Here is a 13,740-nt window from a genome sequence, read left to right as displayed (position 1 = left end):
AATGAAATCACTACTTCGCTTCATACCACTACTGCTCTTGCTTCTAACGGCATGTTCTAAAACTTGCGATTTACCGGCAAACGAAAATACTGGACTCATTGTACAGGATGTGCTCATCAATTCTACCTATCTAAAATCGCATTTAGACGATGGAGAAGGAATAATTATCAGAACCCAAGACATGAATGAGGAATACGGTACTTGTACAGTTAGTTTTGACGGAGGTGATACCTTTGAAGCCATCAATTTTGATCAGTATTCTTTGATTGGGACACGCACCAGTACCTTGTGTTCTACCACTTTTTTAAGAGATGTACAGCGCGATGATGTAGGAAAATTTGTGAACTATTCCATCACCATTAATGAATGTGAAGAAGGCTGTGATTTCTACGTTAATACAATGAACTGGGCTTTGATACCCGCTGTAGATAACTCGTACGAAATAGAGGTATTTCTCTTTTAAAAAATTCTACAGCTAAAGATGGCTGTATCATCTACATAATCCTTCTTGCCTCTCCACTCATCCAATTTAGAAAACAAAAGATTATTCAAATCTTCCATGTTCAAAGGATAGTAATTACGAATGAGTTTTTTCAACCTTTCCATTTCAAAAAACTCTCCCTCTTCATTCTCAAGTTCTACTACCCCATCTGTATATAACACCAGTGTTGAATTGCTTGTAATTTCCACCTCATCTTGTTCTAAGAAAGGAATTTCCTCAAGCATTCCCAGTCCTATACAACCCTTATCTAAAGATCGCGACACCTTCCCATTAGTGATAAAAGGATGATTATGCCCAGCGTTGATATAGGTAAACTTGCGTGTCTTGGAGTTATAACGACCAATGAAGAAAGTAATAAACTTCTCTCCCTTAGCTCCCTGCATCACCTTTTCATTTAAGGCATGTATGAGGTATTTCAAATCTAATTTACCCAGTGAAATAAGTGTTCTTAAGGTAGCTTGGAAACTTGCCATAAGCATGGCTGCACCTATTCCTTTTCCAGATACATCGCCTATACATACTATGAATTCATCATCGGAAATACGTATAAAATCGTAGTAATCTCCTCCTACTTCATGGCGTGATTTATAGGTCGCTGCCAAGTCTATGCGCTTATCAGAAGGCAAGTGAGAAGGAAACAACAAACGCTGCATCTCTCTGGCTACTTCCAAATCTTTACGTATGCGTTCTTGCTTTAACTCTTCCTTGGCCAAACGCTTGTTTTCTATGGCTACGGCAATGATATTGGTCAAGGTTTGAATAAAAGACAAGTTCGCAAGTGTAGAACTCGGTTTTAAGGTATGGTCTTCGAAACCGGCTATGAGCAGAAAAGCCAAAGCATGCTCTCCCTGTATAATGGGCACAATGAAATCAAAATCATTCAATACCCTTATGTGGCTGGATTCTATAACCGTGATTTCTTTGAAGCGCAAAAGATCTTCTTCTACGTTCACATCCTTTACTCTTCCTTTGTATCCTTCCTTTATTAAACACTTCCAATGTTCATCCTTATGAAACATCACAAAGCGTTGAAAGCCGAGTTGTTCTTTGAGGATAAAGGTGTAGATGCTCACCAAGTTTTCAACCGACATATTATCGTTGATACTCTTGGTTATTTCCAACAGGGAGTTGAGCTTAATATCTTTCAATAAAAGCTCATCCTCTAAACGATGGAATATGGCATCTTCTATCATAAATTTTCTATGATTTCAGGCAAACGTCTAACCGCAGCCATTTCTCTGTAGGCCACCCTCAATTCTTGACAAGGAGAACCAAAGTAAGACTTACCACCTTCTAAACTTTTAGAAATACCAGATTGGGCCATGATAATCGCTCCTTCACCTACCGTAACATCACTGGTACAACCCACTTGTCCCCAAATGGTAACCCTATCTTCTATGTTCACACATCCTGCAATTCCAACATTAGCAGCGAATAAACAGTGTTTACCTATTTCTGTGTCATGACCAATGTGCACTTGATTATCAAGCTTAGAACCTTCTCCAATGATGGTTAAAGAAGTTACTCCGGCATCTATAGTACACATAGCTCCCAACTCCACATTATCTTGTAACCAAACCCCACCACACGTGTGCATTCTATCGTATTCTACACCTTTCTTCTTGTAATAAAAAGCAGAATGTCCAACCACAGAATTCGGACCTACAATTACATGCTTATCTATGCGCGTATTGTCCATAATTACCGCCCCAGGATAAATAATAGAACCTTCGCCTATTTGCACATTTTTACCCACAAAAACATTGGGATAAAGAACCACACTCTCATGGATATCACTTCCTGAAGAAATTTCTCCTGTTTGAGCTTGAAAGGGTCTAAAATGTTTGGTCAAACGGTTAAAATCATCAAAAGGAGCATCAGACACTAACAATGCTTTTCCTTCTGGGAAATCAACTTCCTGATCTATCAAAATAGTGGTTGCCGCACTGTTTAGAGCTTTTTTATAATACTTCGGGTGATCCACAAAAACGATATCTCCCTCCACAACCCTGTGAATTTCGTTCAGTCCCTCCACCACGTGATTAGGATCTCCTATGAATTTACAATCTAGTATTGCTGCGATTTCTTGTAGGCTGTATTGGCGTTCTAATTTCATAACCCGAGTTTGCTCCAAAATGGAATTTCAAGTATAAAGTTAAGTCCTATTAAAGGCCATTTATCAACAATACAAAAAGGTTTTACGCTGCTATTTGTTAATATCTACAATTGAACCTTTTTGAAAGCCTGTTGTACAGTTTGCAAACTCAAAAACATGAAAACAAAAATTATTATCATTAGCAGTTTGCTCTCCTTCTTTTCGGTGGGACAAACCGCACGAATTAACCTAGAAAAACATCATTTAACCCAACGCGACATTCGCTCCTCTCAAGACCACAACTTTGGCATACCCGTGGATTACAAGCCCATTAGTAGTTACGACACACTAGAGTATTGGGGCGAAGGTTGCATTCTTGCGCACAAAAGGTTTAACATAAACCAAGCAGATGTAGACACCCTGTGCAACTTGGAGTTTGTAAAAAATTATGAAGCAACAACAGATGAAATTAATCAGCGTATGTTTGGCGGACATGTCATGATTAACTTCGACACCTACGAGAAAGAAAGAAAATCGAAATCCATGAAAACAAAGAAAAGTGGAATTCCATGGTACTACAGCCTATTCTTGCTCGCCTTCCTTCCTTTTATCCAAATTAAAAAGCATGAAGCTTAAACTATTCGTAGGACTTTTTTTATTCCTCAATTTTATAGTTCTTCCCTTCCCTTATTGGACTTTCAATTTACGGGAAGGGTTGTTTTATCCCGTAATTGCTCCCTTGCTTCAATTCCTAGCAAACAGCTTCAACATAGCATACAACCCACAATTTCTATCGGATGGAAAGTTGCAATACCTATCTCTAAGTTTAGTTTTTGTATTCAGCATTATCATAGGTTTACTTCTCCTAAAATCAAAGCTACACAAAGAGAAAATCATTGGCTTTCTCTACAAAGCAAACCTACTTGTGCTCTCCTTTTTCATGATTAAATATGGCTTAGACAAAATCATAGGAGGACAATTTGACATTGTAGAAGGCAACTTGCTGCACAAAGAATTGAAAGACTTTTCCAAAGATCTATTATTGTGGTCTACCCTTCAAAGTTCTGCTTTATTCAATCACGTTACAGGTGCAATTGAACTACTCGGTGGATTATTTTTATTGAATAAAGATCTACGCAAACTGGGCATCCTACTATCTCTACTTTCCATGAGTTTTGTGGTCTTACTCAACTTCAGTTTCGACATTAATGTAAAATTACTCTCACTCTATTTGCTCGCTCAAAGTATTTATGCTCTGAGTCCTTATTTCAATCACCTTAAAAAAGTATTGCTCCCCACCGCAGAAATTGTCTTCATCTACAAAGAAGAAGCACCCCATCAACTCAACAAATGGTTGGTTTCCTTTTTTATGATTTTTGTGATATCAGAAGGTGCGGTTCAACACTTTGTAAATGATAACACCCCAAAATCATGGGCGAAAAGCTATGTTATAAAAGGAGATAAAAATCACTTCATTCACCTCCATTCAGATGCATTTTTAATTGAAGAAAAAGATGGTGATTTCACCAGCAGGTCTTTTCATATATTAAGCATAGATGCCTCGTATATAAATTTTAGAACAGAAGAAACATATCACAAGATTCTTAAAAGAGATCAAAATAGTTTTTGGATAAAAGAGGATGATACACTAAAACTTGAAAAAATTGATTTTAGTTCGTCTCCTTATTTGCAGGATGATTTTCATTGGTTTACTGAGGAGAGTCTGGGAGTTAAGTAGTTTGATGGTTAAAAAAATAAGTGATAAGAGAAAAGTGACAAGTCAAAAGTAAAAGTGCCGAGAAATAAAAATCAAACTCAGAATCAATCTGTCGGCCTTCGAGACTTCCCCTGCGTCGAACCTCAGTCCTCAAATTTTTCAAATCTTTGAATCTTTGAATTCTTAAATCTTTGAATCAAAAAAGGCCATCCCTTGCGAGACAGCCTTTTCAAATTTATGTTCTAGCTAAAGTTTAGTACTTCAACAATTTTGTTAATTCTACCCCTACTTTTTCAGCGTTTGGTAATAAAGTCGCTTCTAAAGTTGAGTTCAATGGAATCGCTGGTGTATCGATAGATCCACAAAGTCCAACCGGTGCATCCAAGTGTTCGAAACACTCTCTTTGGATTCTTCCTGCTAAACCTAAGGTGAAACTCGCTTCTACAGATTCTTCTGTAACCAACATCATCTTGTTGTGACGTTTTGCTGCAGCGTAAATTGTATCCATATCTAACGGACTCAAGGTTCTCAAGTCGATAATCTCTACTCTACCTTCGTATTGCTTCGCAGCTTCTAAAGTCCAGTAAACACCTCTACCGTAAGTAACTACCGCACAAGATTCTCCATTGGCAATAGCTTCTTCTGTAGCTTCCGTAACGATACGCGCTTTTCCGAAAGGAATTACGTAATCTTCATCTGGCTCTATAGACATTGCACCTTCTGTTCCAGGAATCTTAGACCAGTACAATCCTTTGTGCTCTAACAATACCACTGGATTTGGATCGTAGAAAGCAGCTTTCATCAATCCTTTTAAATCGGCTCCTGTAGAAGGGTAAGCGATTTTAATACCACGGATGTTTGTTAATACAGACTCCACACTTGAAGAGTGGTAAGGTCCACCAGAACCGTAAGCACCAATAGGTACTCTAATGATAGAGCTTACAGGCCATTTTCCACCACTTAAGTAGCAAGATCTAGAAAGCTCTGTAAACAACTGGTTTAAACCTGGCCAAATGTAATCGGCAAACTGTACCTCAACGATAGGCTTTAAACCTACAGCCGACATACCTACTGTTGAACCAATAATGAAAGCCTCTTGGATAGGTGTATTGAATACTCTATCGTCTCCAAAAGTTTGGGCCAAAGTAGCTGCTTCTCTAAACACACCACCTAAACGTCCCCCAACATCTTGTCCGTATAATAAACTCTCAGGGTGTTTCTCCATTAATTCTCTAACGGCAAACAAAGCACTATCTACCATGATAGTTTTCTTTTTCCCTTTCGGTTCTCTTTCTCCTTTTTCTTCTGTAATTGGCGTTGGCGCAAAGTAATGATCTGTAACGGATTCTGGTGATGGATCTTCTGCCATGGCAGCTTTTTCGTACACCTCATCTACCAATGCTCTAACATCAGCCTCAGTATTGATAATATCTGCTTCGCTTAAACCTGCTTCTCTTGCCAATTCTTTGATCTTTGGATATGGATCACGCGTTGCAGCTTCTTCTAAATCATCTCTGTACCATTCTTTACGTACACCAGAAGTGTGGTGACCTAATAATGGAACCTTCGCGTGAATGATAAATGGTCTTCTTTCCTTACGGATGATAGCAATTACCTCTTCTACTGTTTGGTAACACTCCTCGAAGTCTGTACCATCAATTGTTCTAACCTCTATACCTTTGAAACCTTTGGCATAGTGCGTAATATCTTGTGCTCTTGTTTCTTTAGAATTTGCAGAAATATCCCACTCGTTATCTTGTACCAAGTATATGATGGGGAACTGCTTTAATGCCGCCATTTGGAAAGCTTCAGAAACTTCACCTTCTGTACAAGAAGCATCTCCTAAAGAACAAACTACTACAGGATTTTCTCCGTTGTAGTCTTCTGCCAAGCCTTGCTTTTCTTTGTATTGAACCCCCATTGCAACCCCTGTCATAGGAATGGCTTGCATACCTGTTGCAGAAGATTGGTGAGGAATTTTAGGCATATCATCTCTATTTAAAGATGGATGCGAGTAATAAGTTCTACCTCCAGAAAATGGCTCATCTTTCTTAGCGAAAATGTGTAACATTAATTCGTAAGGTGTGATACCAATTCCTAAAAGAATACTGTCGTCTCTGTAATATGGAGCTACCCAGTCTTGAGGTTTTAGCTGCATACCCATCGCTAATTGTATAGCTTCATGACCACGAGATGTAGCGTGAACGTATTTAGATGTAACCTCTTTATTTGCTTCGTATTTCTCTGCTAATGTTTTAGCAGTACACATCAATTCAAACCCTTTTGCAATGTTTTCTTTTGATGTTTTTATCTTTTTCTTTGAAGTTTTTGTTGACTTTGTTTGTGCCATTTGAATAATTCTTCTTTGAGGTCGCTAAAATACTAATTTCAGCCGAGCTAAGCGGTCCTTTTAAAGATAGAATCTCATTTAACTAGATGCCTTTTCCCCAACCTATCTGAAGCTTAAGGTGAAGAGCATTGCCCAATAAAGCTTGTTTTTTATCGATTTTGTAGTCAAAGACTCTATCGTCTGAATTGTAAGCATTGAGGGCGAACATATAATTCACCTCGAAGTTAAACTGTAGATAAGCTCCTCGGATAAAGCTGGGGTGATAATAACGCGTTAAACTTAAAGCAGGTCCCAAATAACTGGTACTTTGAAGTTCTGGAACTGTGTAGATATCTCCAGTATTGTTGTACTCTTCAAATTTAAACACTCCTGTGCGTATACCTCCTCGCAATCCGAAATGCAAATCATTTTCAGAGAATTGCACCAAACGATATCCCAAGGTATATTCAAAAGCGGGAGCAAAGGCACCTCTCAGAACTTTATCAGGTTTTTTAACCATTACAAAATTCATCAAACCTCCCACGCGCAGCTTTTTAAAATCAAGGGTTAAGCTTACACCTATGTTGCTACACAAACTCTTCTTGTTGTTCTGATTGATATATACGCTCGACTCCAAACCAAAACATCCTTTGCGCTCCATCACACCTTGCGTATTACCGACCAAAGCGAGCAAAGAAAAAGTGAGTAGTAGCGCAAGTGATTTCATACTAAAGTTTTACAAATTTCCTTTGAATCAATTCTTTCTCACTTTGAACCAACTTAAGGATGTACATTCCTTTAGCCAGATCTGCCACCTTAAGTTCTTGTTGTAAATCTTGCGGGTTAACTTCCACAACTTGTAACAACTTACCTTCTAAACTATAGATGTTAAAAGAAGCATCTTCTAGAGTTGCACCCAGTTTTACCGTTAAGTTTTCAGCTGTAGGATTAGGATAAATCTGCAAAAAGTCCTTCACGGGATTGTTTACACTATTGGTATAATTTACATTGACTCTAAAATCATCGAAATAGAACCCATCTCCTGTTGTAAAATTGTCTGATCTTAAAATGAATCTCAACATAATTTGCTGACCGAAATAATCGGAAAGATCTATGTATTCCTCAACCCATTCACTTTGAGTTCCATCATACAAGGGCAAACCTATGGGTTGAATCGATCCATTATCAGCTCCAGGTACTGTATACAAACCACATTGTCCTAGCCAAGTTAAACCGAAATCTGTACTCACTTGGAATTGAACATAATCATAGGCCTTTTCTATGTCCCACTTCGCAAAGAAACTTACACTCGCCAACTCAACATCTGTTAAATCTATGGTATCGTTTAAGACCAACTCATTGAAAACATTATCCGAGTAATTATCGTTTGGTGAATCTGTCATGGAATAATTAGCAGAAACAAACGCTTCTTGCGTAGCCCCCCAGATACCTAACCAATTACTATTTTGAATGGAGGAAATGTTATCTTGAAAAACAGTATTCTGGACGCCATAAAACTTTTGTTTTCTAATTTTCTTAACGTAGCCTCCAAAATCCAGATGATATTCATATACAATTAGATCTCCAAGCTGTAAATTGGCATCCAATTGATAACTTATTGTTCCTTGTTCAGGGGTGTTGAATGCTATATCATGACTATTCCCATTGCCCACACTTTGGATACCTTGTATAGGATGAATAGTGACGTCTATTGCTCCATTTTCTAACCCTAGACGCTGAAATTCATAAGAAAAATCACCCGTTGTTGCCGATATAAACAGTGGGGTTTGATCTTCAATAGTTCCATATTTGTGGGTTAAAAGTCCTGTAGTCAAATTCGGATGCAACATTTCCTTACACATCCCTTCAATTGCACTTACGGGTGGCCAAAATCCATTTCCTATTTCAGGTGTAATGGCATAAACACCATGGTCTTTGTACATATAATCATCAGAATCTCCTGAGGCCGGGTAAAGTCCAGAACTCTTCATGGCCTGATACCCATTAAACTCAGCCATATGATGGGTGTAGTTGTGAAAGTAATCGTGATCTACTGCTAACTCCGCCACGGTTGCACCTACAGGATACAACAACAAATCTCCATGTGTATGTGCATTAGAAGCAAACAATATGTTATGGTTTTCTATGAACCATTTTACGATTTGTGTTTCGTTCTCCGAAAAAGCTCCTGTACCTGGATAAACATCAGAGTTTTGGTTGGACAAATCAACTCCTGTTGTTCCCCACTGATAAGAGTAGTTTCTATTTAAATCTACTCCCTTGTTAAACGTCCCTACATTACGCCTATTCTTTCTATGCATTCCTCCACCAAAAGGATTGGTTGTTTCATTATAAACATATCCATCAGGATTAATCATAGGTATGAAATACAATTCTGTATTGTCCAATAAATAAGTAACGGCAGGATCACTACCATAATTTTCTAACAAATACCACATGAAGTAAATATTCTGAATTAAAGACCCCGGTTCTCGGGCATGGTGAATGGAAGTATATAAAACTTCAGGTTCAGCTTCATCCAGATTAGGGTTATCTGAGATCTTCACTAGATAAAGCGGTCTACCCTCGAGGGTGGTATCTACCGGACTTGCGGCTATGGCTGCCTTTTGAGAAATTAAATTCGGATAAGCAGCATACATTTCATCGAGCTCTGTAAGAAACTCATTGTAGGTATAGTACCCCGCATAGGTTCCGTTATGAAAATTCGTTGGGTTTGTAAGTGTATCTAAAACAGAAAGGGCACATCCTGTATTTTTCACCAAAGGGGAAGTACTATTTTGAACGTAGTACTCTACAACATCCTCAATTAAAATATCTACTTGAAAGCCTGCGTTTTGAACTGCGCTTATTTGTTGGGTTGAGAAATCTCCTATTATAAAGGTGTTCTTTTTGTACTGAACATCATCCAGTGCTAAGCCTAACGCATTCAATTCTTGTAACTGATCTGTAGTAGACCATATTTTTACTCGCGAATATTCTTGAGCAATCGAAAAAAAACAAAGAAATGATAAGCAGACAAGTAATAACAACCTCATAATGTAGTATTTAGAATTAAAAATAAGGATTTATAATGATAAATCAACTTATTGATTTCTTATACTACATACGTCTAAAATTAAGAAGGGTGGTTTTAGATTTAAAATTTAGTTGATTCCAACATCTTTAAAATATCTTCCTCAACGAATTCAAGTACAGGTTTTATAGAATCATAAGCGGGTACAGCATTAAACATTACATAACCACTCATAAAAATATCTGTAGAATCAGTTAAATAAAACTGTATAGGTTTAGCCACATCTCCACCTAAGAAAAAATAGGTTCCGTAGACCCCGTGCTCAGGATAAAGCAAGGTAGTATCTTCAATAAAAGAAGCTTTTATTTTGTGCTCATCAACCTTAGAAAGAGAATAGTCGATATAGCGATACAATTCCGTTTCCATTGGAATGTAGCTTAAAAACAAGGTTCCGTTAAAGCCTTTGAAGTTTATATCTCTGTTACAAGGGTTTCTTTCATCCTTTTTTTCTACCACTTCAAAATAAGAAGGAATGGTAAAACTAAACCCGCAAGTATCTTGGTAATTATCGTAAACCCTTTCCGGGAAATTCAATTTAAAATAAGTAGAAGGTTTGGGTATGTAATTTTCATCATCACACCCCATTAAAAGTATACTTAAAACAATGAATACACTACTTACTTTCCACATCATTCAATACAATTACTTTAACCATTTTCACCCTACGCTTATCTGAAGACTCTACCACAAATTTGTAGTGGTTAAAAATGATGTATTCGTTATTCTTTAAAATCTTTCCGGCTTGTTCTATAATGAAACCTGCAATAGAATCAGACTCACCCTTGGCTTCTTCGAAGTTCTTACCATCTATATCCAAGACTTTGTACAAATCTACTAAAGGAGTTTTTCCTTCAAAGACATAGGTGCTATCATCTACTTTGGTGTACACTAAATCATCGTCGTCAAACTCATCGGTTATATCACCTACGATTTCCTCCAAAACATCTTCCAAGGTTACAATTCCAGAAGCACCGCCGTATTCATCAACTACAACAGCCATGTGCATTTTCATATCTTGGAATTCTTTCAGAAGGTCGTCTATCTTTTTATTCTCCGGAACAAAGAAAGGCGTTCTTAAAAGAGACTGCCAGTTAAAATCTTCCGCCTCATTTAAATGCGGCAATAAATCCTTAATGTAAACGATTCCTATTACGTCATCGAAATTCTCTTTATAGACAGGTATTCTAGAAAAACCAGCATCTAAAATCACATCCATCAATTCTTTGTAACTCGCATTTTCTTCAATGGCCGTTACATCCAATCGCGAACGCATGATTTGACGAACATCTGTATTTCCAAATTTTACTATTCCTTCTAAAATTCTGTGATCATCCTCAGTATCATTTTCCTCACGGGTTAACTCCAAGGCGTTTTCCAAATCATCAGTAGACACATCCAAAGATCTTTTCTTTGCTGCCTTATTGATGAAATCTGTACCGCGCACTAAACCTAACTTCATCCAAGAAATTGGAGGAATTCTACCTATAGAATAGATAGGTTTAGACATGAATAAAGAAAGTTTCAAAGGATTTCTATTGGCGTAGACCTTTGGTATAACTTCACCTATTAATAAGATGATAAAGGTAATACCAGCAACCTCTATTAAGGTTCGCACCCAAGGAATACCATAATCTTCTGGGTAAATTTGTCCGAATACGTAGCTCGACAAAATAACGATACCCACATTAATAAAGTTATTTGCAATCAATATGGTTGCCAACAACTCTTTGGGATCATTAATTAAAGCAATTGTAGTTTCTGCGGACTTACTCTTGCCTGTTTTCAGTTCTTCTTTTTCGGTTGGACCTAAAGAGAAAAAGGCCACTTCCGATCCTGAGACCATGGCCGATAAAAGCAATAAAACAGCAAGGATAACAAAACTTATCCCAAGCTCAATATCAACGTTTAATATCGCAAGAAAACAACTGGCGGGTTCAATATCCATAGATTCTAGAATGGTAAATCGTCGTCCTGATCGTCAATTAAATCATTAGCCAACCTTTCTGTTGGTTGTTGTGGTGTACCTGCGTTATTATAAGGTGCAGGTGAAGGAGCGTTTTGTTGCATAGATTGTGCTTCTGCTCTAGAAGTCAACATGGTCATATTATCAGCAACTATCTCTGTAGCGTAACGCGTTTGGTTATTTTCATCTTGCCAGTTTCTAGTTCTAAGTTTACCCTCTATGTATACCTTATTTCCTTTTTTCAAGTACTTTTCAGCAACATCGGCCAAACCTCTCCAAACTACTACATTGTGCCACTCTGTATTATCTCTTCTTTCTCCTGTATTTCTATCTGTATAAGATTCAGAAGTTGCGATAGAGAACCTACACAATTTCACATTATTATCTAACATTCTTACTTCGGGATCTCTTCCTAGATTCCCTATCAAAATAACTTTATTTACGCTTCCAGCCATAATAACAAATGTAAAACAAAGATAGTATAAAGTAAATAGCAGGAGGCAAAAATATAACAGCCCCTATCTCTATACACTTTAGACCTTCTCCATCATCTCTTCTAAAAACCTATCTATCACTCTAGGTATGGCGTGGTCTTCTAAATGATCTACCTGTATATATTTTTCCAAAACGGCTTCATCTGCCTTTGCCTTCCAAAACTTAACGTGTAGTTTTTGGTGACTCAATATGTGTTTAGTTTCATAAAGCGGTGAACCTAAAATCTCAAAACCTTCCTTCTTTGCCAAAACACTTATATCCTCTTCTTCTTTTTGCGACTCAATTAAAGGAAACTCAAACATATTTCGCCATATCCCTTTATCATCTCTTTGCTGGAGGTAATACCCATTAGCATCAACTACTATATAATGTAAAAATCTATCCTGTACTTTTACTTTTTTAGCCTTGATGGGAAGCTCCAATTGCGAACCCTCTTTTAAAGCACTACAAGAATTTTGTAAAGGACAGGTTTCACAGCTTGGATTTTTTGGTGTACAAACGATGGCTCCCATTTCCATCATGGCCTGATTAAAATCAGCGATTTCATCTGTTAGCATTAATTCATCCGCATAGGCTTGAAATTGCTTTTTACCTTGAGTAGTATCTATAGGCGTATCATCATTAAAATAGCGCGATAATAACCTATACACATTTCCATCTACAACAGGATGGGGTAAATGAAAGGCGAAGGAGGCAATGGCCGCAGCTGTATAATCACCTACTCCCTTTAAACTTTTGATGCTTTTATAGTCGCGAGGAAAAACTCCACCAAAATCTTCCACTACTTGTTTGGCGGCAAAATGTAAATTTCTTGCTCTACTATAATAGCCCAAGCCCTGCCAAAGTTTCAAAACTTCCTGTTCGGAAGCATTCGCCAAATCTTCTACCTGCGGAAATTCCTTAACAAATCGTTCATAGTAACTCAAACCTTGTGCTACTCGGGTTTGTTGCAGTATAATTTCTGAAAGCCAAATACGGTAAGGCTCTTGCGTTGAACGCCAAGGTAATACACGTTTATTTTCTTTGTACCAATCGATAATTTGACGACCGAAATCTGACATAGATTAATTTTTTTTTAATTTTTTTTGAGAAAAAGCAAAGGTAAACCATTAAAGCTAATTACTTTTGCGCCTGAAAATCACATTGTTGTTATAAATAATAAAAATTACAAAAATGACTAAAGCAGACATTATTGCTGAAATTTCTGAGGAAACAGGATTAGAGAGAGTTGAAGCACAAAAGGCAGTAGAGGCTTTTATGGCATCTATCAAATCGTCTTTAACTAAGGGAGAGAACGTATATTTAAGAGGTTTCGGTAGCTTTGTTGTGAAAGAAAGAGCTGAGAAAACGGGTAGAAACATTTCTAAGAACACAACAATCATAATTCCTGCGCACAACATACCTTCATTTAAGCCTGCAAAGACTTTCGTTGAAGAAGTAAAAACTAAAGTTGCTGTAAAATAATCCCTTATTCGGATATTTTACTAAATATTTTATACCTTTGCACTCCCGTTTGGAAGAACGGGAGTTTTTTCGCCCCGTGCG

13 protein-coding genes are annotated in these 13,740 nt (G+C 37.4%); 4 read left to right on the top strand and 9 right to left on the bottom strand.

What is annotated here, in order from left to right; translation table 11 throughout:
* The first annotated feature begins 1 nt into the window (after position 1).
* Positions 2–463 (top strand): hypothetical protein, encoded by a 462-nt coding sequence (locus BM327_RS08905; RefSeq protein WP_090248526.1) that lies wholly within the window; start codon positions 2–4, stop codon positions 461–463.
* Here the strand turns inward: BM327_RS08905 and BM327_RS08900 are convergent.
* The gene (locus BM327_RS08900) at positions 460–1,695 is read right to left on the bottom strand and encodes a PP2C family protein-serine/threonine phosphatase (protein WP_090248523.1); all 1,236 of its coding nucleotides are present in this window, start codon (positions 1,693–1,695) and stop codon (positions 460–462) included. The two genes, BM327_RS08905 and BM327_RS08900, sit on opposite strands and share 4 nt — an antisense overlap.
* Positions 1,692–2,618: a UDP-3-O-(3-hydroxymyristoyl)glucosamine N-acyltransferase gene (locus BM327_RS08895; RefSeq protein ID WP_090248520.1), complete on the bottom strand. Its 927-nt coding sequence runs from the start codon at positions 2,616–2,618 to the stop codon at positions 1,692–1,694. The genes BM327_RS08900 and BM327_RS08895 overlap by 4 nt, the downstream gene beginning before the upstream one ends.
* Before the next feature lie 156 nt (positions 2,619–2,774).
* Here BM327_RS08895 and BM327_RS08890 point away from each other — a divergent pair, with 156 nt between their 5' ends.
* Positions 2,775–3,233: a hypothetical protein gene (locus tag BM327_RS08890; RefSeq protein WP_090248518.1), complete on the top strand. Its 459-nt coding sequence runs from the start codon at positions 2,775–2,777 to the stop codon at positions 3,231–3,233.
* The gene (locus BM327_RS08885) at positions 3,223–4,335 is read left to right on the top strand and encodes a hypothetical protein (protein WP_090248515.1); all 1,113 of its coding nucleotides are present in this window, start codon (positions 3,223–3,225) and stop codon (positions 4,333–4,335) included. The genes BM327_RS08890 and BM327_RS08885 overlap by 11 nt, the downstream gene beginning before the upstream one ends.
* Before the next feature lie 232 nt (positions 4,336–4,567).
* Here the strand turns inward: BM327_RS08885 and BM327_RS08880 are convergent, their stop codons facing one another.
* The 7 genes from BM327_RS08880 to mutY all read right to left on the bottom strand — a co-directional run bounded on the left by BM327_RS08880 (position 4,568) and on the right by mutY (position 13,256).
* A complete protein-coding gene (locus tag BM327_RS08880; protein WP_090248513.1) occupies positions 4,568–6,664 on the bottom strand; it encodes an alpha-ketoacid dehydrogenase subunit alpha/beta in 2,097 nt (698 codons plus the stop codon).
* Between the two features lie 82 nt (positions 6,665–6,746).
* Positions 6,747–7,370 (bottom strand): hypothetical protein, encoded by a 624-nt coding sequence (locus tag BM327_RS08875; protein ID WP_090248511.1) that lies wholly within the window; start codon positions 7,368–7,370, stop codon positions 6,747–6,749.
* A 1-nt stretch (position 7,371) separates the two neighbouring features.
* Complete coding sequence (locus tag BM327_RS08870; RefSeq protein ID WP_090248508.1) at positions 7,372–9,699, bottom strand: M14 family metallopeptidase; 2,328 nt, start codon at positions 9,697–9,699, stop codon at positions 7,372–7,374.
* Positions 9,700–9,800: 101 nt separating this feature from the next.
* Positions 9,801–10,370 carry a gliding motility lipoprotein GldD gene (gene gldD, locus BM327_RS08865; RefSeq protein WP_090248505.1) on the bottom strand — a complete coding sequence of 190 codons (570 nt, stop codon included), beginning with the start codon at positions 10,368–10,370 and terminating at the stop codon, positions 9,801–9,803.
* Positions 10,351–11,682: a gliding motility-associated protein GldE gene (gldE, locus tag BM327_RS08860; RefSeq protein ID WP_090248503.1), complete on the bottom strand. Its 1,332-nt coding sequence runs from the start codon at positions 11,680–11,682 to the stop codon at positions 10,351–10,353. The genes gldD and gldE overlap by 20 nt, the downstream gene beginning before the upstream one ends.
* Before the next feature lie 5 nt (positions 11,683–11,687).
* Entirely contained in the window at positions 11,688–12,155 is a 468-nt protein-coding gene (locus BM327_RS08855; RefSeq protein WP_090248500.1) for a single-stranded DNA-binding protein, read from the bottom strand.
* Positions 12,156–12,233: 78 nt separating this feature from the next.
* Positions 12,234–13,256 (bottom strand): A/G-specific adenine glycosylase, encoded by a 1,023-nt coding sequence (mutY, locus tag BM327_RS08850; RefSeq protein ID WP_090248497.1) that lies wholly within the window; start codon positions 13,254–13,256, stop codon positions 12,234–12,236.
* A gap of 112 nt (positions 13,257–13,368) precedes the next feature.
* Between mutY and BM327_RS08845 the strand changes: the two genes are divergently transcribed.
* A complete protein-coding gene (locus tag BM327_RS08845; protein ID WP_090248495.1) occupies positions 13,369–13,659 on the top strand; it encodes an HU family DNA-binding protein in 291 nt (96 codons plus the stop codon).
* Positions 13,660–13,740: the final 81 nt, after the last annotated feature.

The organism is Lishizhenia tianjinensis (assembly GCF_900116425.1).
GTDB classification, from domain to species: domain Bacteria; phylum Bacteroidota; class Bacteroidia; order Flavobacteriales_D; family Crocinitomicaceae; genus Lishizhenia; species Lishizhenia tianjinensis.
Note: the sequence above shows the minus strand (reverse complement) of the source record. Positions and strands in the feature narration are given on the sequence as shown.

Excerpts from the sequence above, each read along its gene's own strand:
- BM327_RS08905 (WP_090248526.1), top strand. The coding sequence starts at position 2 with ATGAAATCACTACTTCGCTTCATACCACTACTGCTCTTGCTTCTAACG.
- BM327_RS08900 (WP_090248523.1), bottom strand. The coding sequence starts at position 1,695 with ATGATAGAAGATGCCATATTCCATCGTTTAGAGGATGAGCTTTTATTG.
- BM327_RS08895 (WP_090248520.1), bottom strand. The coding sequence starts at position 2,618 with ATGAAATTAGAACGCCAATACAGCCTACAAGAAATCGCAGCAATACTA.
- BM327_RS08890 (WP_090248518.1), top strand. The coding sequence starts at position 2,775 with ATGAAAACAAAAATTATTATCATTAGCAGTTTGCTCTCCTTCTTTTCG.
- BM327_RS08885 (WP_090248515.1), top strand. The coding sequence starts at position 3,223 with ATGAAGCTTAAACTATTCGTAGGACTTTTTTTATTCCTCAATTTTATA.
- BM327_RS08880 (WP_090248513.1), bottom strand. The coding sequence starts at position 6,664 with ATGGCACAAACAAAGTCAACAAAAACTTCAAAGAAAAAGATAAAAACA.
- BM327_RS08875 (WP_090248511.1), bottom strand. The coding sequence starts at position 7,370 with ATGAAATCACTTGCGCTACTACTCACTTTTTCTTTGCTCGCTTTGGTC.
- BM327_RS08870 (WP_090248508.1), bottom strand. The coding sequence starts at position 9,699 with ATGAGGTTGTTATTACTTGTCTGCTTATCATTTCTTTGTTTTTTTTCG.
- gldD (WP_090248505.1), bottom strand. The coding sequence starts at position 10,370 with ATGATGTGGAAAGTAAGTAGTGTATTCATTGTTTTAAGTATACTTTTA.
- gldE (WP_090248503.1), bottom strand. The coding sequence starts at position 11,682 with ATGGATATTGAACCCGCCAGTTGTTTTCTTGCGATATTAAACGTTGAT.
- BM327_RS08855 (WP_090248500.1), bottom strand. The coding sequence starts at position 12,155 with ATGGCTGGAAGCGTAAATAAAGTTATTTTGATAGGGAATCTAGGAAGA.
- mutY (WP_090248497.1), bottom strand. The coding sequence starts at position 13,256 with ATGTCAGATTTCGGTCGTCAAATTATCGATTGGTACAAAGAAAATAAA.
- BM327_RS08845 (WP_090248495.1), top strand. The coding sequence starts at position 13,369 with ATGACTAAAGCAGACATTATTGCTGAAATTTCTGAGGAAACAGGATTA.